At 43.6% G+C, this 18,781-nt stretch carries 19 protein-coding genes; 13 read left to right on the top strand and 6 right to left on the bottom strand.

The genetic code is table 11. The features are described from left to right. Window positions 1-3 precede the first annotated feature (3 nt). Entirely contained in the window at window positions 4-255 is a 252-nt protein-coding gene (purS, locus tag ACO05P_RS16115; RefSeq protein WP_210757683.1) for a phosphoribosylformylglycinamidine synthase subunit PurS, read from the bottom strand. 11 nt (window positions 256-266) lie between these two features. Then, the gene (locus ACO05P_RS16110) at window positions 267-977 is read right to left on the bottom strand and encodes a CDP-alcohol phosphatidyltransferase family protein (RefSeq protein WP_421752461.1); all 711 of its coding nucleotides are present in this window, start codon (window positions 975-977) and stop codon (window positions 267-269) included. A 68-nt stretch (window positions 978-1,045) separates the two neighbouring features. Between ACO05P_RS16110 and ACO05P_RS16105 the strand changes: the two genes are divergently transcribed. The 8 genes from ACO05P_RS16105 to ACO05P_RS16070 all read left to right on the top strand — a co-directional run bounded on the left by ACO05P_RS16105 (window position 1,046) and on the right by ACO05P_RS16070 (window position 10,159). Beyond that, window positions 1,046-2,113: a PorV/PorQ family protein gene (locus tag ACO05P_RS16105; RefSeq protein WP_421752459.1), complete on the top strand. Its 1,068-nt coding sequence runs from the start codon at window positions 1,046-1,048 to the stop codon at window positions 2,111-2,113. Continuing rightward, a complete protein-coding gene (locus ACO05P_RS16100) occupies window positions 2,113-2,832 on the top strand; it encodes a hypothetical protein (protein WP_421752457.1) in 720 nt (239 codons plus the stop codon). Before ACO05P_RS16105 ends, ACO05P_RS16100 begins: the two co-directional genes overlap by 1 nt. Continuing rightward, complete coding sequence (locus ACO05P_RS16095) at window positions 2,816-3,835, top strand: threonine aldolase family protein (protein ID WP_421752455.1); 1,020 nt, start codon at window positions 2,816-2,818, stop codon at window positions 3,833-3,835. Before ACO05P_RS16100 ends, ACO05P_RS16095 begins: the two co-directional genes overlap by 17 nt. Window positions 3,836-3,853: 18 nt before the next feature. Then, a complete protein-coding gene (locus ACO05P_RS16090) occupies window positions 3,854-5,974 on the top strand; it encodes a M48 family metallopeptidase (protein WP_421752453.1) in 2,121 nt (706 codons plus the stop codon). A 68-nt stretch (window positions 5,975-6,042) separates the two neighbouring features. Beyond that, a complete protein-coding gene (locus ACO05P_RS16085) occupies window positions 6,043-7,767 on the top strand; it encodes a hypothetical protein (RefSeq protein ID WP_421752452.1) in 1,725 nt (574 codons plus the stop codon). 103 nt (window positions 7,768-7,870) lie between these two features. Then, window positions 7,871-8,518 (top strand): hypothetical protein, encoded by a 648-nt coding sequence (locus tag ACO05P_RS16080; RefSeq protein ID WP_421752450.1) that lies wholly within the window; start codon window positions 7,871-7,873, stop codon window positions 8,516-8,518. Between the two features lie 117 nt (window positions 8,519-8,635). Next, window positions 8,636-9,583, top strand: a complete 948-nt coding sequence (locus ACO05P_RS16075; RefSeq protein ID WP_421752449.1) for a YHYH protein — start codon at window positions 8,636-8,638, stop codon at window positions 9,581-9,583. Further along, window positions 9,584-10,159, top strand: a complete 576-nt coding sequence (locus ACO05P_RS16070) for a hypothetical protein (protein ID WP_421752447.1) — start codon at window positions 9,584-9,586, stop codon at window positions 10,157-10,159. On the opposite strand, the gene ACO05P_RS16065 is transcribed toward ACO05P_RS16070, so the two are convergent. Beyond that, the gene (locus tag ACO05P_RS16065) at window positions 10,149-10,991 is read right to left on the bottom strand and encodes a hypothetical protein (protein ID WP_421752445.1); all 843 of its coding nucleotides are present in this window, start codon (window positions 10,989-10,991) and stop codon (window positions 10,149-10,151) included. The two genes, ACO05P_RS16070 and ACO05P_RS16065, sit on opposite strands and share 11 nt — an antisense overlap. A gap of 208 nt (window positions 10,992-11,199) precedes the next feature. Here ACO05P_RS16065 and sqr point away from each other — a divergent pair, with 208 nt between their 5' ends. From sqr to ACO05P_RS16050, 3 genes are read left to right on the top strand one after another with little or no spacing between them, the layout of a single operon-like run. Further along, a complete protein-coding gene (gene sqr / locus ACO05P_RS16060) occupies window positions 11,200-12,444 on the top strand; it encodes a type III sulfide quinone reductase, selenoprotein subtype (protein WP_421752443.1) in 1,245 nt (414 codons plus the stop codon). Window positions 12,445-12,455: 11 nt separating this feature from the next. Further along, window positions 12,456-12,764, top strand: a complete 309-nt coding sequence (locus tag ACO05P_RS16055) for a TusE/DsrC/DsvC family sulfur relay protein (RefSeq protein WP_421752441.1) — start codon at window positions 12,456-12,458, stop codon at window positions 12,762-12,764. Window positions 12,765-12,776: 12 nt separating this feature from the next. Next, the gene (locus tag ACO05P_RS16050; RefSeq protein WP_246452107.1) at window positions 12,777-13,289 is read left to right on the top strand and encodes a DsrE/DsrF/DrsH-like family protein; all 513 of its coding nucleotides are present in this window, start codon (window positions 12,777-12,779) and stop codon (window positions 13,287-13,289) included. 59 nt (window positions 13,290-13,348) lie between these two features. On the opposite strand, the gene ACO05P_RS16045 is transcribed toward ACO05P_RS16050, so the two are convergent. After that, window positions 13,349-15,691, bottom strand: a complete 2,343-nt coding sequence (locus tag ACO05P_RS16045; RefSeq protein ID WP_421752439.1) for a PKD domain-containing protein — start codon at window positions 15,689-15,691, stop codon at window positions 13,349-13,351. A 172-nt stretch (window positions 15,692-15,863) separates the two neighbouring features. Between ACO05P_RS16045 and ACO05P_RS16040 the strand changes: the two genes are divergently transcribed. Then, window positions 15,864-17,135, top strand: coding sequence for an N-acetylmuramoyl-L-alanine amidase (locus ACO05P_RS16040; protein WP_421752438.1), 1,272 nt, complete (start codon window positions 15,864-15,866; stop codon window positions 17,133-17,135). Next, window positions 17,132-17,983: a ChaN family lipoprotein gene (locus tag ACO05P_RS16035; protein WP_421752437.1), complete on the top strand. Its 852-nt coding sequence runs from the start codon at window positions 17,132-17,134 to the stop codon at window positions 17,981-17,983. The genes ACO05P_RS16040 and ACO05P_RS16035 overlap by 4 nt, the downstream gene beginning before the upstream one ends. Here the strand turns inward: ACO05P_RS16035 and ACO05P_RS16030 are convergent. Together ACO05P_RS16030 and ACO05P_RS16025 are read right to left on the bottom strand one after the other, a co-directional pair. After that, on the bottom strand, window positions 17,980-18,465 hold the full coding sequence (locus ACO05P_RS16030) for a regulatory protein RecX (RefSeq protein WP_421752435.1): 486 nt from the start codon (window positions 18,463-18,465) through the stop codon (window positions 17,980-17,982). The genes ACO05P_RS16035 and ACO05P_RS16030 overlap by 4 nt on opposite strands. Next, window positions 18,465-18,779, bottom strand: coding sequence for a DUF4286 family protein (locus tag ACO05P_RS16025; protein ID WP_421752433.1), 315 nt, complete (start codon window positions 18,777-18,779; stop codon window positions 18,465-18,467). Before ACO05P_RS16025 ends, ACO05P_RS16030 begins: the two co-directional genes overlap by 1 nt. Between the last annotated feature and the right edge of the window lie 2 nt (window positions 18,780-18,781).

Genomic DNA, 18,781 nt, shown 5'->3' with positions numbered 1-18,781 from the left:
CGATCAAATTTCGAATACCTCGAACTCGTAACCCTCAGTAATTGGGTTAATTAAGAGTTTCTTGCAGGCTTCATCCACCTTAGCACGAGCAGCATCTGCAGAGTCGGCTTCCACCTCCAGGTGAATGTGCTTACCAATGCGAACATCCGAGATCTCGGGTAAACCGATATTCTTCATGGAGTTACTTACTGCTTTACCTTGGGGATCCAATAAAGCCTTATGAGGCATGATGTTGATTTCCGCTTTAAACTTCATAGTTATAATCATTAGGCCCTTTTACCGGGCTTAAATAGGAGTGAAATTAGAAGGTACAAAGGTATAATAAAGGCCAATGCCCTAAAACGTAAAAGCGCAAAAAGCACAACGATCCCTAAAACCAGGATAATTCGCGAGCGATTGGCCTTCCAGGACCAGTCCTTTATTTTGAATGACATCAGCGGAAGCTCTGCTACCAAGAGTAAGGAGCTAATGATGCTTAATGCCGTTAGGAAAAAGGGATGCAAGAGAATAGCCTCCGTAGTGGGGTTGCTGGTAGTCTGGGCCCACAGGCAGAGGGAATAAAGTAAAATGGCATTAGAAGGCGTGGGTAAGCCAATAAAAAACTCTTCCTGCCGATCGTCCAAATTAAACTTCCCCAAACGCAAGGCCGAGAAAATGGGCACCAGCAAAGCTAAATAGGGTAAAAAATCTGGCAAAGGCTCTCCACTGCGACCTGCTTCTTGAAAGGTGTGAAAGAGGGCAATACCAGGGGCTAAACCGAAGCTGATCAGATCAGCCATGGAATCGAGTTGCAAGCCTAATTCGGAATGCACCCCCAGCGCTCTGGCGACCAATCCATCTAAAAAATCAAAAACCAATGAAGCTCCCAAAAACCACAGGATTAAATCCCATCGGCCTTCGAAGAGGGCAATTATTGCCAGCACGCCACTGGCCAAATTGGCCAAAGTGAGCATATTTGGAAGATTCCTTTTAAACATAAGGGCAATATTAGCTAATCGCTAAAGTTATGAAGGAGGAAATTTATTTATTTGCCTAAAGAATTCCCTTGAGACGAATCATTCTTTTTTTAGTCCTCCCTATGCTGGCCTTTTCCCAAGGTCGCAAGTATTCGAACGCCTTTTTGGAAATCGGGGTAGATGCCCGTGCCATGGCGCTTTCCAATGCCGTTATTGCATCCACAAATGATGTGAATGCCACTTATTGGAACCCGGCTGGCCTGGCCAATATTCGAAATTCATGGCAAGCTTCGGCCATGCATGCTGAGTATTTTGCCAGTATTGCCCAGTACGATTACGCCGCTTATGCACAGGCCATAGATGAATACAGCTCTGGAGGCCTGGCTTTTATTCGCTTTGGGGTAGATGACATTCTCAACACTACCGATCTTATCGATCAAGATGGCAATGTAGATTACGATCGTATCACCCGATTTTCCGCTGCAGATTATGCCCTAATTGGCTCCTATGCCCGTCGATCTAAAACCGTGGAAGGCCTTAATTATGGTGGAAGTTTCAAATTAGTTTACCGTCAGATTGGCGAATTCGCCAGCTCCATTGGCTTTGGTTTCGATGCTGGTATTCAGTATCGCAAAGGGGCCTGGATGTTTGGCGCTACCCTGCGCGATATTACCACCACCTTTAATGCCTGGACCATTCATGAAGATGAATTTGGCGATATCTTCAATCTAACGCCAAATGAATTGCCAACCGAAAATCTCGAGCTCACTATCCCGCGCTTACTCTTAGGGGCAGGTCGCAATTTTAAGCTTAATGATCGTTACAATCTGCATGCCGAGGCCAGCGCTGATTTAAGTTTTGGAGGCCAACAAAATGTATTGTTGGGTTCCGACTTTGTAAACTTCAATCCGAATTTGGGTCTTGAGCTTGCCTACCGTAATTTCATCTTTTTACGGGCTGGGGCCGGAAACGTCAAAAAGCTCCAAAACTTCGACAGCAGCGAATATTTTAGCTTGCAGCCCAATTTAGGGATCGGCTTTGCCTACAAGGGTATCTATCTGGATTATGCCTTAACCGACATTGCCAGTGCTTCGGGCACCCTATATTCGAATATCTTCTCTCTACGCTTTAACTTTGAGACCTTTAAAAGGTCTTAATGCGCAAAATATTAGTCCCCCTGGGTACTTCTACCCTGGCTTTCATTTACGGATATTACCACTCAGATTGGCTTTGGTTTTTACTGGCTTTTGCCTGGACACCTTTATTAATTGCTGCTGAGCGAAACCACCCTAAATACCTCAGCATTGCCGCCGGTATATGGGTGCTCTTAGGCGCTTCCTTAAGCACCGAAAACAGTTGGGGCCTTTTACCAGCCCTAGCCTGGACCCTGTATATTGTAGGAAAAGATTTTTGGGGACTGCAAAGAGCCAATTTAGCCTTTATCTTTTTGATGTTAAGCGCGGATGCTCTGCCCTTTTATTTCGAACTAAATCCTTGGGACCTGGGTCTGTATATGGCTATTCCCCATGATCATACTGCCTCCTATTTGGCTTGGTTTCCAAAAATTGGAGCTTTAGCCACTTCCGCCAGCTTACTCCTGAGCAATCTTTTCATCGCTCGTCTCTGGCTCTACTTTGAACAAAAAAGAAAGATCGCCTGGAGCTGGGCCATTCCTCTTTTCCTTCTTTTAATCACACCTTGGATTGGCAATGCCTTAAGCGGATTAGAAAGTCCGGAGCCCTTCGAGAATTGGCCCTTCCAGCCCATGGATCAATTTATGGCCCGCATGAGTTTTTTCCTGGCTTTTTTCCTGTTGCTCTTTGCTTTGGTCCGTAAATTACTACCCGAAAAAAATGCTGATGATCGATTTACGTAGCGACACTTTTACCAAGCCTCTGCCCGAAATGCAAAAAGCCATGTGGGCCGCCGAGGTTGGAGATGATGTATTTGGAGAAGATCCCACCATCAATACACTGGAAGCCAAGGCTGCCGAAATGTTTGGTATGGAAGCGGCAGTATTTTGCCCCTCCGGCACCATGACCAATCAAATTGCAATTAAAACGCATACCGTACCAGGGCAAGAAGTAGTCTGCCACGAATACTCCCATGTATACAATTACGAAGGAGGAGGCATCGCTTTTAACAGTGCTTGCCAGGTGCGCCCTTTACGCGGACCCAAGGGAAAATTGGAAGCAGCGGAAGTAGCCGCTGCTCTGCAAAATCCATTGGATCACCATGCCGCTACCAGTCGATTGGTTGTTTTGGAGAACACCACTAATAAAGGGGGCGGCGCATGCTACGATCTCGAAACCATCGATGCCATTCGAGAAATCACCTCAGCCAAGGGCCTTGGCTTACACCTGGATGGTGCCCGCTTATGGAATGCCTTGGTGGCGACTGGTCAAAAAGCCAGTGACTATGGCCAACGCTTCGACTCGATCTCAGTTTGCCTGAGCAAAGGACTAGGCTGTCCGGTAGGTTCTTTACTATTAGGATCTAAAGACTTTATTCATGAGGCGCGCTTTATTCGTAAGAAATTAGGCGGAGCCATGCGGCAAGCAGGTTATTTAGCGGCTGCGGGAATTTATGCTTTGGATCATCATATTGACCGCTTGGCGGAAGATCATGAAAAAGCGCGTCGTTTAGCTCAGGCCTTAGAAGCTTCTGGCTGGGTGGAACCCATCGAAACTATTGAAACCAATATTCTGATTTTCAACCTGAAGCACGAAAAGTCGATTGACCAGTTTAATCAGCATTTAAGGCAAGCTGGAATTTTGCATATCGATATGGGACAAGGCAAGCAACGCTTTGTTACGCATCATGATGTTAGCTTTGAGGCAATCGAACAAGTTTGTGAGGCAATTAAAAAGCTTCCTTAACAATTAAAACCAACCTTCATGTCTGACCTGAAATCGCTCGAAGCTGCGCTTCGCAAAAAAAGCGTGCAAGCCGCCTTGGGTTTGCTTGTCTTCTTCATCTCTTATCTTCTTTTAATCCTATTCGCCCTTGGACTGGCGATTGGCCTCACTTATGTTGGAGTTCAACTGGTAATCGTATTCCCACGATTTATCACCCTGCTATTGGCCATTGCCATGATCATAGTGGGGCCCATGATCATTGCCTACCTGTTTAAATTTTTAGGCAAAAAGGCCGAAGATCATAAGGGGGTAGAAATTCAGCTCAAAGAAGCTGATCAACCCGAACTATTTAAGCTACTGAGAGAGCTTACTGCTAAAGTGAATACCTCTATGCCTCGAAAGGTATTCTTAGTACCCGAGATTAATGCCGGGGTTTATTTCGACTCCAGTTTTTGGAGCCTCTTTTGGCCGGGTCGCAAGAATTTAAAAATTGGAATGGGCCTATTGCATTCCACCAATAGAACTGAATTGGAGTTTATTCTGGCGCATGAGTTCGGACATTTCTCTCAAGGCTCTATGATGCTTGGCTCCTATACCTATCAGGTAAATCAAATTTTAACGGTCTTGCTTAGTCCGGATGAGACTCCCCGTCAAGCGGAGGAATACGATAATCTGGGTTTGATAAGTATTGGCCAGCGCTTTGGGAAGACCATCATTTACGCCATGTCGGAAATCCTCAAGAGCCTTTTTAAATTGGTAAACCTTAGTCATTCTAGCTTATCGCGCCAAATGGAGTTCCATGCCGACGCGGTAGCGGCCAGTATTTATGGACCGAAACCTTTAAAACACTCCTTTAACCGAACAGAGTTCATGGAGAATTGCTTCAGCCTGATGGGCAATTTTTACAATCGTTATCCTGGAAATCAGTACAGCCCTAAAAATTTATACCGCGATTTAGAGATCGTAAAAAAGGTGCTCTGCGAAGAATATGCAATCCCCGAGCATAATGGTCAGCCCTATATTCGACCTACGAATAAACTCAAGCCGATTAAAAGTCAAATCAGCTTTTATGAAAACTGGAATAGCCATCCTGAACATGAAGAGCGGATCGCCAGTTTAGAAGCTCTTTTTGGAGAACAGGAATTCCCGAAGCCCAATCCAGAAGCAGCTTTCAAAATTTTGCTAAACCCAACAAAACTAGAAGAAGAACTAAGTCTCGAAATCCTGAAGGCAGATGCTGAGGAACAAAGTCCACTTAAGGATTCTTTAGATGCTGATGAATTTGAAAAGGCCTTCAGGGAACTTTGGAAGCAGCAAGTTTACCACCCCGTTTACAATCATTATTACGATCAATGGAATCCAGAGCCCTTTGACCTGGATCAAGCAGCAAAGACTGAAAACAACATTGAAGCCGAAAGTTTATTTCAAATCGAGATTGTAAATTCCATTCACGATTGCTTCTCCATTAGCGAAGACTTGAATTTACTGGCCCACATCTCGGCTAAGAATATTGATGTAAAGCGCTTTCGCTATAAAGATCGTCAGTATAAGCGTCTGGAATGTGGTAAGTTGAGTATGGAACTCCGTAAAGAACAGGAAGACCTGGTCAAGAAAATATCCGAAAACGATCAAAGAATCTATCACTATTGCCTGGCGCGTGAAAAGCAATTGAACAAAGAACCCCGCCTACAGGGAATGTATGAAAATTGGTTTAAGTTCTTGAAACCACAGGAACAAGAGCAGGATCAACCATTGGCAGCGCGAATCATGGCCAAAATGGATTTTATAGAGCAAGTTACGCCCTATGACACTATCGAAAAGAATTTTGAAAACCTCCTTCCTTTAGAACATCTATTTCGACAGGAACTAAGCGAGCAACTTGAAAATGAAAGGCTCTGCCAAACCCTGGGCACGGAAGTACTTGACAGTTTAAAAGCTTATTTAGCGGCTTCTCCAAAGTATTTTAAAAAGGAAAAATACCTTGATGAAAAACTCCAATTATTCATTAAGGCCTTGCAATACTCCCTGCACATTATATGGCCTGAACTCTTCCAAAACCGTAAAATCGAGCTTTTAGAATATCAGGTAAGCTTATTACCTCAGGAAATTTGCGAAGCAGCATTAAAAAAACAGAAGGAAGCTATTCCTATCGAAGACTAAGAATTTTACGCTCTAAACTTAGCGTCCATTGAACACAAGCATTTTCTGCACCTCAGTATATTAGCCCCATGATTCTGAGGGGAAAGCTGATGAAATATTGCTTAAACATAGGTCTTGCCTTAGCCTTATCTTCTGCACCGTTATTTGGACAAAGGCCGGAAGCCTTAAAAGAAATCGGGATTGATCACCCAACTTTACTGAAGTCCAGGGAAATATTCCCCATGAACATTGATAGCGCCTATCATTATCTGAAAGCCGCACAAAAAGATATTAGTCAGGAAAACCTCAAAATTCAAAGTGCCTATTATGCTTATCTGGCGGATGCCGAAATTCATCGAGGAAAATTAAACTTGGCGCGCGCCTACCTTGATTTTTCCAAGAACCTTTTAGACAGTACTGCAAACCCGCTTCTCTTTGCCCATAATCAATACTATGAGGCTCTCTATCTTCGGGAGAGTCAACAATTGCCCGCGGCGATCAGTGCTGCATTAATCGCCCTTCGAGTATTTGAAAACCATCAAGACAGTTCATGGATCGCATTGAGTAATCGATTGGCCTCGGGAATTTTTTATCTGCAGGGCAATTTGGAGGACGCATTGGCGTATTTGGAACGATCCATAGCCATCAATAATGCTCTTAATCTAGAATCCGAATTAGCCGCTGACTTCCACAATAAGGCACTCATCCTGGTGATTCAAGGAAATGTAGAGGAAAGTTTCAGCTTACTTCAAAAAGCAAAAAACCTCAACCTTAAAAACCACAATTTAGGTTGGTTAGGTAGAAACTACCATGCTCTGGCCTATCATTACCAAAGAGAGGATTATTCCAAATGCGAACAATACATTGATTCCGCCAGTAGCACTTATCGACAAATTCCGGATTTAGGTGCTTTAATCAATCTCAAGTTTTTTGAAGCGCGACTCAAAGTTCGACAAGGCTTTTATAAACGGGCCGACTCCATTCTTGAGAGCATTCGTGAAATGAGCACGGATGAACTGTTTCTTATCAAAGCTGCGGAATACTATCAGGTGAAAGCCCATCTTAAAGCTCATCTGGAAAAATGGGAAGAGGCCTTTAATTTGCAAAATCGCTATCTAAGTATTCAAGATAGTCTGGATCATTTAGAACATCAAGCAGCTCTCGAAATCTATAAAACACTCCACAACTCAATAATAGAGCGTGATAAGCTTGAAAAGGAATCCGAACATCTCCAATATCTAAATAGCAAGCAGCGCTATATTGCCATTTATGTATCGGTCTTGCTCATTTTGGGCGCCTTGTTTATTTATCAATTGTACCGCAATCAGAGACTTAAAGGACGCCAATTAGAGCGTGAAAGAAATACCTTTCAACGCGATCTCGAATTTCGTGATCAAGAGCTTAGCGCCATAGCCCTCAACCAGGCGGAAGAAGCCCAGTGGAAACAAAGTATTATGGCGCGCCTAGAAGATGAAATCCAAAAGCCGGGACCTGTAAAAGCCGATTCACTTAAAAAGATGCTAGCGGATTTACGGCGCAGCGCCAATTCCAAAAACCAATGGGAAGAATTTGAAATGCGCTTTAAACGCGTTCACCCCAGTTTTTACGATAAACTTCAGGGATTGGCTCCGGATTTATCCCCTGCAGAGCTGAAAATTTGCGCTTTACTGCGGCTCAATTTAAGCACCAAAGAAATTGCTGCCCTCCTGCATAAATCGGTTAAAGGCCTCGAAGTTGATCGAGCACGAATTCGCAAAAAACTGGGGCTCACCCACAGTAAGGAGAATTTAACCAAGTTCATTCTGAGCATCTAAGCTCATACTATTATTAGGTAAAAATCTTTGCCTACCACATTTTCAGGCGCTTATAATTCCTCAAATTCTTGCATCTTTAGGGTCTCAATCAAATAAAACCAATATGACCCGAGAAGAAAGGTTGGTGTTCTGCAAGCAATGTGAACATCAAAAAATGGATCTGCAACAAGGAATCATCTGCAGCTTAAGCAGTGCCCCCGCAGCATTTGAAGGCAACTGTGATGACTTCGTAGAAAGCCCGGAAAAGGCAGCCTTACATCAATCACAGGCCAGCCCCGAAGTAGTTGGACCAGAAACTGTAACTCTTAGTCCAGAGGAACTGGAAAAATACCGTTCAGAACAAAACCTGGGCTTAGGTATAGCCGCCGCACTTGGTACTGGTTTAGTAGGTGCCATACTTTGGGCTACTTTAACGGTGGCTACCGGATATCAAATCGGCTATATGGCTCTGGCCATTGGCTTTGGAGTAGGCTTTATGAATCGCCAGGCTGGAAAGGGTATTGATCCCATTTTCGGAATCAGCGGAGCGATCATTGCTTTAGTTTCGGTGTTCCTGGGGAATATCTTTAGCATTGTGGCCATTGCCTCGGAAGAACTGCAAAGCACCTTCTTTGAAACATTAAGCATGATCGATTACGGATTGCTTTTTGAAGTGATGATGGATGATTTCTCTCCGATTGATATTTTATTCTACGGTATTGCCGCCTACGAAGGCTATAAATTCTCTTTCCGAACTTTCGAGAAAGCTTAATACTATATCATTTTCACCCGTCTAAAAGCCGTCTCAATTAAACCGAGACGGTTTTTTTTTTGCTGCGCATTAAACCTCTTGGCATTTGCATAGTCGTATAAAGCATAAGTACAAATTATGACGAATCAACTCAAACTACTAAGCTCCCTCCTTAGCCTCTTAATTCTTATTTCAGCCTGCTCAGAAGATGATGACACTACTGCAACTAATAGTTCCAATTGCAGTTCCGATATCGAATTTGACGATAGTCGCGGCGATTGTACCCAAACGCTTACTTATACTAACCAAGTAAGCATTAGCAGTTCCAATGGAAATTGGGTGATTTCAGCCAACAGCATCCCCGACCATAAAGTCGGACTCTTTGGTCAAGTACCCGGTGCCTTGAACCCCAATGCGGTTTCTCCCCAAAATGAATCTTATACCATTAGCCAAAACCCTCAACTCACCGGATCTATGGTCGCCTGCTTAGGGGCCAATGGACCTCAATATCGCTTTGGTATACTATTCAACGGTGTTGAACTGGATCCAGTTGCCGCAGAGCCCTGGCCCCATGAAGGAATTATGAGTCCGGATGTAAATTGGGAATGGAACCTGGAGGCACTCAATGTTTCTATTGGCCTTGACTGTAATAATGCCCACGTGCAACCCAGCGGCCAGTATCATTACCATGGCAAACCTCAACTTTATCTTGATGATTTAAATCTCAACCCTACAGAAATGAAGCAAATTGGCTTTGCGGCCGATGGCTTTCCGGTTTATTATAAATACGCTTATAGCGATGCCGCAGATAGCAACTCCGCAGTAGTGGCCATGCAGTCCAGCTATCGTTTAAAATCCGGACAACGTCCCGGAGATGGCGAATCTGCACCCTGTGGAGCCTATACCGGTGTTTACAGCAATGATTATGAGTATATAGACGGCCTGGGCAGTTTGGATGAAGCTAATGGCCGATATGGCATTACTCCGGAATACCCTGATGGCATTTACTATTATGTATTAACAGACGAATTCCCGGCTATCCCCCGCTATTTAAAAGGAAGTCCTTCCAGTAGTTTTGGTTTTTAGATGAAAGTCTTCTTTGGAATAGCTTTAGTTCTCTTGGGAATCCAAAAGGCCCGGGCGCATGACCCCGACCGGGCCTTTTTCACAATTTATTTTGAAAGCACCGCCATTCGAATGGAAGCCGAGGTGCCCTGGACTTTCCGCAAAGCTGTAAGCCAAGCCTTCCCGGAGGCTATGCTAAGTAAAGACAGCTTATTAATTGCTGAGGCCTTTGAGCTCTACTTGCGGAACAGTATCCAACTATTTGATCAAGAAAATCAAGTATTGAATTTACTAAAGTGGCGAACCCTTCCGGCGGAAGGGCATCAACATTCCGGGCATTTTGAACTCCTTTTCGAGAAGGGCAAAATGGCGCGGCTGGAAAACCACTGTATGTTGGAACTTTATGAGGATCAGGAGAACCAACATTTTATCCCCCAATGGGATTTAAGTTTTAATACCAACCGGCAAATGCCGAACTATCAATTTGATGCCGATCAATATTCCAGTCTCCTAAACTCCTGGCTTTTTGTTGCTCTGGCCTTTGCTTTTAGTTTAATCCTTGGTCTGCAAATCCGAAGGCGAATGCTCAATCGATAATCAAATAACGCGATTCAGCGCTCTTCGGGAAACGCAATAAATACATACCTGCTTTCAAATCAAATTCCAGGCGATTGCCATTTTGATAATGAAACACCTTCAGTAAAGAACCTTTCATATCCCTTAATTCCAAATCTCCCATTTCAGGCTGCCAGTTTTCGACCTGTACCTGATCTGTAGCAGGTAGTGGATAAATTTGCCAGGTTTGAGCTTCCGTTTCCCCTGTACTCAGGGAACTGGTAAAGATCATCGTCCCCCAGGTATCCGGTCGAAAATGATCAGCCATTAAAGGCCAATGAAACCATTCGAAAGTAGTGTTGGTATTCACAAAGGCAATTCCAATGCTATCTCCAGACTGAGGGTAATAGTTTAAGGTAGACCAGGGAATGGCAATTTCGAAAGTATCCGGGTAAAAAGCGGCATTTGCATTAGGAATACCTATCCAATTGGGACGAACCTCCTGACAAGAATCATAGACCCCATAAGCACCTTGATTTTCGCAATCCGTGGCTGAAACATGGAACCACCAATCATCTGGTGCAAAGGCCGTATCACGGTCCAAATTTAAATCTAAAAGCACTTCCGGAAAACGGAACTGGGCACCTAAATGATCGGTAAAAGCAAAGTAGAGGTTCTGATCATCATATTGATAATAGACCTTGGAATACACATTCGGTGTAATATCTATTGCTACATAATCCTGCAAATCCCATTCACCAGAACCAAAATGCCCATCCAATTGAACGGCATTAAATACTCTTGGGAATATTTCATTTTGAGCAAAAGAAGAGCTGGAGACAAGGCCTAGAAACAGGAGTAATATTGATCGCATAGCTTTTGTTTCTGGAAAGATAAAAACCCTCTTAAAAGAAGGACTTTAATTTCCTGTTAAAGCTCTGAATTTGAATTAATTTCCACAACAGCAAACAAGTTAAAAAGCTTGTGTTACTAATGTCACCAAAGGCCGAAAGCTAACTTTTATCATACTTTTTCCATGGGATACTGGGGACCTTTACTGTAGTAAATGAAACCCATAAGTCATGAAAGATTTAGTGATTTTAGGCGCCGGAACCGCCGGAACTATGATGAGTAATCATCTGGCTAAACGCCTTCCAGACGACTGGAGAATCCGCATTGTAGATCAACGTAAGATTCACCACTACCAGCCCGGATATCTTTTTATCCCTTTTGGGACTTATAAGGAAGAAGATATCATCAAACCCATACAGCAATTCATTCCCGAGCGTGCTGAATACATTCAACAAAGTATCTTAAAAGTAGATGCCGATCACAATCGGGTTTATCTCGAAGACAGCCGAGTATTGGACTACGATGTATTAATCATTGCCACCGGCACCGACATTGCTCCGGAAGAAATTGACGGAATGCTAGGCGATCACTGGCATAAGTCTGTTTTCGACTTTTACACCTTAGATGGAGCAGTAAAACTTCATGAAAAACTTAAAAACTGGGAAGGTGGACATTTAGCCGTTCACATTACCGAGATGCCGATTAAATGTCCGGTTGCGCCATTGGAATTCACCTTCTTAGCCGATGCTTATTTTGAGCAAAGAGGGATTCGTGATAAAGTAAAAATCTCCTTTGTAACGCCAATGGATGGTGCCTTCACCAAACCCGTAGCCAGTGCCCATCTTGGTCACCTACTGGAAGAAAAAGGAATCGAGGTGATTCCCAACTTCAATATCATGAGCCTGGATGGAGAAAGAAAGGTAATCACCGATTACGAAGGCAGAGAAGTAAGCTATGATCTGTTAGTTACCATCCCTACCAATAAAGGCGCCGACTATGTAGAACGAAGCGGATTGGGCGATGAACTGAACTTCATCCCTACCCATAAAGGCACCTTGCAAAGTAAAGCCAAGGAAAACATTTTTGTGATTGGCGATGCTACCAATCTACCTGCCTCTAAAGCGGGCTCTGTAGCACACTTCGAAGGCGAGATTCTCTTAGAAAATGTACTGCGCTTTATTAAGGGGAAAGAATTACTCGATGAATTTGACGGCCATGCCAATTGTTTTGTTGAAACCGGACATGGCAAGGCCCTCCTGATCGACTTTAATTATACCCATCAACCTGTGAGTGGCACCTTCCCCATCCCTGGAGTAGGTCCTTTAAATCTCCTGAAGGAGAGCCGTATGAACCACATGGGTAAGATGGCCTTTAAATGGATTTACTGGAATATGCTTATTACCGGCAAGCATATCCCCTTTGTTAGCTCTAAAATGAACGAAGCCGGTAAAAATTTTGAAGAAGCAAACGTTTAAAAACAAAAGCCATGGAAGCCACAATTGCCGGTCAAATTATTGACCTCAACAACGAAGGGTACCTCACTGATTTAAAACAATGGAACAAAGAGGTAGCCGCTCAAATCGCCCAGGAAGAGGGCATTGAACTCACTGATGGCCACTGGCCAGTAATTGAGTACTTACAAGAACAATATCGCAACGAAGTACCACTTAGCATTCGCAAGGTGGGAAAAAGCGGGGTTGTAGACATCAAGCAGTTTTATGCTTTATTCCCCGGCGGACCGCTTAAAAAAGCCAGTCGCATCGCCGGAATTCCCAAACCTGCAAGTTGCATCTAAAAACGAAAGATCATGGACCCCAAGACAATGGATAATCCCGCGGAAGTAAACAAAGATGCCCGCGTTAAAAAAATGATGCTCATCCTTTCTAAGGCGACCATCGACAACGTATACGCCTGCTTCATCCTGGCCAACGGCGCCCGTATGGAAGGTATCGAAGCAGAAATTTTCTTCACTTTCTTCGGCCTAGAAGCCGTTCAGAAGAAAAAACTGGAACATCTGCATGTAGCCACCGTAGGAAACCCGGCCATGCACATCCCCACTCTTTTAGGAGGTTTACCGGGAATGGAATCCTTTGCCACCAATATGATGAAAAAGGAAATGGAGAAATTGGATATTCCTCCGGTAGGTGAATTCATCGAAATACTGGAAGCCTCCGGAGCTAAACTCTGGGCTTGCAAACTAGCGATGGACATGTTCCACCTTGAACGCGAAGATTTAGTAGATGAAATTTCTGATGTGATTACCGTTGGAGACTTCTACAATCGCGCCCAGGGAGAAAATACACATTTGTTGTTCATTTAGAGCAAATTGTGGGTTTCATCGGAAAGGCCTCGAATGTAGATTCGGGGCCTTTCTATTTTTTACCGAACCTGAATTCTCTGGTAATGGTTGATCTCTCCCATTTTAACCTGCATCAAATAAAGCCCGGGTTTTAATTCTGCTAATCGCTCTCCGCTCTCCAAGTTTCTATATTCCATAACCTTTGCACCACTTAACTCGAAAAAAGTGAGACTTAGCTCTGCCTCAGCATCCCAATAAAGCCTTAAGTCAGATCCTTCTACAGGATTAGGATACAAGCTAAATGTCTGCCGCTCTTCCTTGAAATTTGGCAAACCTACTTTCGGATCCAGGATATTCAAGGTAAAACCTTGACTAGCTCTTTTGAAAACAAAGTTCCCAGCACTATCCAAAGCTATCATTCTGCAAACTTGAGATTCGCAGGAATCAATACCCAAAGAATCCTGAACTTTAATTCTCAAGCACAACTGATAAGGTCCGTTACCCCCATAGCTATGCGATGGAAAGGCTGCCGTTGAGCTTGCCCCGTCTCCAAAATCCCAGAAATACTGTGGATTACTTCCATTTGAAGAATACGAAGAGTTATTGTAAACAAACAAGGTGTTTCCTCCCTGCAAAGCCAAAGCAGTATCCACATAAAAGGCTGCATTACAAATAACCGGTCTTTGATTGTTGTTTACATAATTTACCAATCCAGCTTTTGTACCACATGAGTCATAAGCCCGATACACAAATTGATTCGGTAGATTTCCATTAAAAACAGACAGCAATACTGAGTCTTTCGGACCAGAGAGGTTTTGATTTGAAATGCTCCATTGATGAACCAAGGTCCCAGGCCCAGGATGAACTGCGGGATTCCAATACAATACTGATTCACAAACTAAATAAGGTCCCTTTGCATCTACCTTGGGATAAGCTGTACAATCATCTGCTAAACAGCTAAATTGTAAGCTATCCGTTAGGCTTAGGTTCTGATTTGCACCAAAAGCTAATTCCAGGCTCCCGACAATAATGCCATTACAATCTTCACTTCTCCACACCACACTATCGCCTGCCGATAAACCGCTTAAAGTAAAATCCACAAATCCTTGAGCATTCGTATAGCCATGTGCATTATAATTACCTGGCCAGTCGCCCCGAAAAGACCCGGAATTTGCTCCAGAACCTTTATAAAGAAATACACTAGCTCCTTTTAAGAGCTGCCCTTGGTGACTTAGATAGATTCGAATGGACCCCTGACCCGGTGTACCATTTGTATTTCGAGGTGAAGTCGTATCACAAATACTGGCACAAGACAAATCCGCGCTTAAACAGTAATTAGCCACTGTTGCACCATTCCAAGGCAAACGCACAGTTGCTCCACTGGCAGACTGGCTATTAAGTGTCCATAAAGGATACACCGATGAACTGTTTGATTTCTTCCGAAATGGAACCATGCTTAATTCCAATTCAGCTGCCCAAGGATCAAACGCATGAAAACTTAATGCCTGGCAAGTGCTGGGCACTGAACTAAGGTAAAGTGTATCCTGCCATTGTTGAAAACCTGAGTTTATGGCAGTACCTATTAGCTCCAATTGACCAGCAGCATTAAAAGTACTTATGAATACACTATCACCTGGTTGAGTACTTTGATTACCAAAATTCACCAATCCTGTAGCATCCGAAAACTCCGTGTATTGAGGCTTTTCGCCAAGACCACCAGGGCCAAATAACAAGCTTGGGTTCCGTTTAGTGAAAAAGACATTTTGATCAGCTAAAGCATTACTATTATGGTAAATGTATATCCGAGCTTGCACAATACCTCTTGCAGGTCCAGCCGAGTTTAGGCTTAAATTTTCGCACTTAAAAGGGCAAAACTGCGAGGCTTTAACGCAATACTGGTTAAATGTACTTGCGCCATAAAAATAGCTTCCTTGCGATCCGGAGAGGGTATCATTCTGAAACACCCACATTGCATTAGCATTAAAATGATTCACATTTCCCCTCAGCCTTAAAGCTTGATAGGATAAAGTCTGATTCCAGGGATTTGATTCCACAAACTCTATACTAGCACAGGTGTCAACCAAACAGGATAAAGCAAGAGTATCCCAGTAGTTCGCTGCGGTTCCGGATAAATAAGTTTCAGCAAATGCCATTTGACCTTGACACTGAAATGCCGCATATGCCACTGTATCCGATCCGTTAAAACTTGATAATGGAATATGTGCTATGCCGGCAGTGTCACTATATACCCATGAAAGTGTAGACAGTGTCGAGGTACTGGATGAACCACCCCAAGATCGACCATAAAAAACAAGACAGTCGGGAACTACTTGTCCATTATGTTGAATGGTAACTTGTAAGTGATTTTGTGCGAAGAGACTGACATTACATAAAAAGCTCAACAGGATTAATCTTAGCCGCATAATAATCTTTTGTATAGAGAATACGGCATAAAGTTCCCTGAAATGCCAGAGAATAGCATGAAATTGGAAAGTCAATTAGTAAAAGGTCCGCTCTCCTATTTAATCGAAAATGTCAAGGCTGATTATGCACTTTAAACTGCTCCTAAACCTCAATAAAATGTACTTTTAGCTCATGCTAAGAATCCTAAGCTTGCTCCTGCTTTCTTATTCTCTAATAGCCCAAGAAAGCCATTCTCTAAAATTAAAGCCCTCTAATTTCCATGAACTTGCTCGCGAAGAATTCATTTCGGAAAGCTTTGAATGGCCGAAGAGTAATTATGCCTTTTTAGGCATATCAGCTTATAGCTTCGCTAAAAAGCCCTTTGAGCTCGACATCCGATATAAGACCAAAGATGGTTGGCAAGAATGGCAGGCCATGGATGATCAGCATAATGAAGATGACATCAAGGATCGTCAAACCTTTGTTTTAAACCCTTTTGAAAAGCAAATCCTAGCTTGGCAGATTCGATGTTCCGCAGTACCTGATTCAGATATAGTGATCCGCTTTTTTACTGCTCCCAAGGTAAATGGCCCAGCTCTTCAATTCGAGTCCAGCTCTGCTGCCAGCCCCCAAAGCTGCACCTGCCCGCGCCCTCCGGTTTGTGATCGAAATTGTTGGTGCCCCGATGGAACCTGCCCTCCTCCTACTTACGACAATACCACACCTACTCATTTAATTGTGCATCATTCAGCTGGTTTCACAAACGCTACCGATTATCAATTCGTAGTAGCATACTATTGGGATTTGCATGTAAACACCAATGGCTGGAGTGATATTGGCTACAATTGGTTGATCGACCCCAATGGTGTGGTATACGAAGGTCGGGGAAGCGGTCATTCCGGCGCCCACTTCAGCTGCATGAACTCAGGAACTTTAGGATTTTGTGTGATTGGAGATTACCGTACTAATCCGGTTCAGTCTGCCGCACTGCAGTCTTTGGCCGAAATGCTTTTATACGAAGGCTGCCAAAATTCCATTAACCTAGCAGACAGCAGTCTGCATACCAGTTCGCAATTAATGCTCCGCCATATTTCCGGACATCGCGATGGGAACAGCGCCTCAGTTGGCTGCCCCAAAGGAACTGTTTGTCCGGGACAAGTTCTTTACGACAAACTTGATTCCTTGGCCCTGGCTTTAAGTCAAAATGCTTGCATGTTGAGTCAAGAGGATTATACCTTCGATCAGAGCTTAAAGCTATTCCCTAATCCAGCAACTGAGATTCTACATTGGGAAGGAAATGGACTTTGGACTAAGCCCGAAATCAGAGACCTTTCCGGTCGCTCCATATTGACGAATAGCATTAGTGAAAACAGCCTCAATGTTTCCGATCTTGCCGCCGGTATTTACTTTTTAAGCCTTCAGCATGAGGGCCATCGCCAAACCTTTAAATTTTGGATACAATGAGGATTTTTGTCCTGACTTTCATTCTTCTTAACTTCAGCTTACAAGCTCAAAATTTACAAGCTTATCAACTCTACAATGCGGATGGCGAAAAAGTAAGTTTCGCAGAAATGACCGCTTCTCTGGCTGAAGCCGATATTGTCCTCTTCGGTGAATTGCATAACAATCCCATCTGTCACTGGCTGCAATTTGAGCTTACCCAAAGTTTGCATCAGCAAGATTCTAATATGGTTTTAGGTGCTGAGATGTTTGAAGCCGATAATCAAGAACCTTTAAATCTATATCTCCAAGATAGCATTGATGGCAAAGCACTCGACAGTTTAGCTCGCCTCTGGAACAATTATAAAACGGACTATAAAGGCTTGGTTGATTTCGCGAAAAGTCATCAATTACCTTTTATCGCCACCAATATCCCTCGCACCTACGCCCGCCAGGTATTTAAGCAAGGCTTGGAAAGTTTGGACAGCCTATCAGATAGCGTAAAAAACTGGATTGCTCCATTGCCCATCGACTATGACGGCGAGCTTCCCGGTTACAAAGCTATGCTCGAAATGATGGGAGGCCACGGTGGTGAAAACCTCCCTAAGGCCCAGGCCATTAAAGATGCTACTATGGCGCATTTCATTGTTTTAAATCTGCCGGAAGAGGGTATCTTCATCCACTACAATGGTGATTACCACTCCAAGGATTTTGAAGGTATTAGCTGGTACCTAAATCAATATGCGGAGGACTTAAAGATCATGACGATCAGCACCCAGCTACAGGATAATGTAAATGAACTGGATAGTGTCAATGCCGGTCATGCTGATTTTACTCTGCTTATTGACGGACAGGTAACCACCAGTTATTAATCGCGGTCCAATTCGGCTTCGACTACTTCTCGAATCAGATCCATCTCATATCCCTGGCGCTGCAAGTAGCCAATTAGTTTTTGGCGACGAACATATTCATTGGGGCCCTTGATGAGGGGCCAACGTTTTTGAGTTCGGTCAATTAGGTTTTGATAGTATACTTCAGGCTCAATTTCACTGAAAGCTTTCTTTAAGATGTAAGCACTTAAGTGATGTTGATAAAGGGCCTGTTTAATTTTAATTCGCCCCCACTTCTTAATCTTGTACTTACCTCGCACAAAAGCCCTGGCAAAGCGCTCCTCATCTACAAAGCGCTCTTGAATCAATTCGGATAATAAGGTATCGGCAATTTCCGGAAAGAGGCCATAGCTCAACAGCTTGTCTCGCACTTCCTTCTGACTCCTTTCCCGATACAAGCAATAGGCCCGGATTTTCTCCCGAGCTTCATTCAGGTCATAGATTTTGCCCTGATTGGAGGACATTAAGCCTGATCTTCGTGATCAATACGCAAGATGGTGCGAAAGGCAGCGAACTTATTCTGGAAACGCTTGGAATGCTCCGCTTGCAAACGCGGTGCATGGTCTTTTTGATAGCGCTCCAAATCCCTTAAATCCTTAAAACGATATTGTAAAGAATAAGTAATCCCCTGTTCTTCTTCCACCATTACATGGCAGATACGATTATCGATAAAAATACCTGTAGCCAGGACATCCGGAATATGCACTTCCTTCATCCATTGCAGCCACTCATCATTCACATCCTTCTCGATGTTTACCGTTACATTATAGATATACATCT

Source organism: Croceimicrobium sp. (assembly GCF_965228705.1).
In the GTDB taxonomy this organism is placed as follows: Bacteria; Bacteroidota; Bacteroidia; order Flavobacteriales; family Schleiferiaceae; genus Croceimicrobium.
The sequence above is the reverse complement of the archived record's forward strand: the minus strand, read 5'-3'. Positions and strand labels throughout refer to the sequence as shown.

What these genes read in the sequence shown, in the direction of transcription:
- ACO05P_RS16090 (WP_421752453.1), top strand. Translation starts at nt 3,854, where the DNA reads ATGTCTGACCTGAAATCGCTCGAAGCTGCGCTTCGCAAAAAAAGCGTG.
- ACO05P_RS16030 (WP_421752435.1), bottom strand. Translation starts at nt 18,465, where the DNA reads ATGTCCTCCAATCAGGGCAAAATCTATGACCTGAATGAAGCTCGGGAG.
- ACO05P_RS16050 (WP_246452107.1), top strand. Translation starts at nt 12,777, where the DNA reads ATGGACCCCAAGACAATGGATAATCCCGCGGAAGTAAACAAAGATGCC.
- ACO05P_RS16035 (WP_421752437.1), top strand. Translation starts at nt 17,132, where the DNA reads ATGAGGATTTTTGTCCTGACTTTCATTCTTCTTAACTTCAGCTTACAA.
- ACO05P_RS16095 (WP_421752455.1), top strand. Translation starts at nt 2,816, where the DNA reads ATGATCGATTTACGTAGCGACACTTTTACCAAGCCTCTGCCCGAAATG.
- purS (WP_210757683.1), bottom strand. Translation starts at nt 255, where the DNA reads ATGAAGTTTAAAGCGGAAATCAACATCATGCCTCATAAGGCTTTATTG.
- ACO05P_RS16040 (WP_421752438.1), top strand. Translation starts at nt 15,864, where the DNA reads ATGCTAAGAATCCTAAGCTTGCTCCTGCTTTCTTATTCTCTAATAGCC.
- ACO05P_RS16075 (WP_421752449.1), top strand. Translation starts at nt 8,636, where the DNA reads ATGACGAATCAACTCAAACTACTAAGCTCCCTCCTTAGCCTCTTAATT.
- ACO05P_RS16025 (WP_421752433.1), bottom strand. Translation starts at nt 18,779, where the DNA reads ATGTATATCTATAATGTAACGGTAAACATCGAGAAGGATGTGAATGAT.
- ACO05P_RS16070 (WP_421752447.1), top strand. Translation starts at nt 9,584, where the DNA reads ATGAAAGTCTTCTTTGGAATAGCTTTAGTTCTCTTGGGAATCCAAAAG.
- sqr (WP_421752443.1), top strand. Translation starts at nt 11,200, where the DNA reads ATGAAAGATTTAGTGATTTTAGGCGCCGGAACCGCCGGAACTATGATG.
- ACO05P_RS16085 (WP_421752452.1), top strand. Translation starts at nt 6,043, where the DNA reads ATGATTCTGAGGGGAAAGCTGATGAAATATTGCTTAAACATAGGTCTT.
- ACO05P_RS16065 (WP_421752445.1), bottom strand. Translation starts at nt 10,991, where the DNA reads ATGCGATCAATATTACTCCTGTTTCTAGGCCTTGTCTCCAGCTCTTCT.
- ACO05P_RS16080 (WP_421752450.1), top strand. Translation starts at nt 7,871, where the DNA reads ATGACCCGAGAAGAAAGGTTGGTGTTCTGCAAGCAATGTGAACATCAA.
- ACO05P_RS16100 (WP_421752457.1), top strand. Translation starts at nt 2,113, where the DNA reads ATGCGCAAAATATTAGTCCCCCTGGGTACTTCTACCCTGGCTTTCATT.
- ACO05P_RS16110 (WP_421752461.1), bottom strand. Translation starts at nt 977, where the DNA reads ATGTTTAAAAGGAATCTTCCAAATATGCTCACTTTGGCCAATTTGGCC.
- ACO05P_RS16045 (WP_421752439.1), bottom strand. Translation starts at nt 15,691, where the DNA reads ATGCGGCTAAGATTAATCCTGTTGAGCTTTTTATGTAATGTCAGTCTC.
- ACO05P_RS16055 (WP_421752441.1), top strand. Translation starts at nt 12,456, where the DNA reads ATGGAAGCCACAATTGCCGGTCAAATTATTGACCTCAACAACGAAGGG.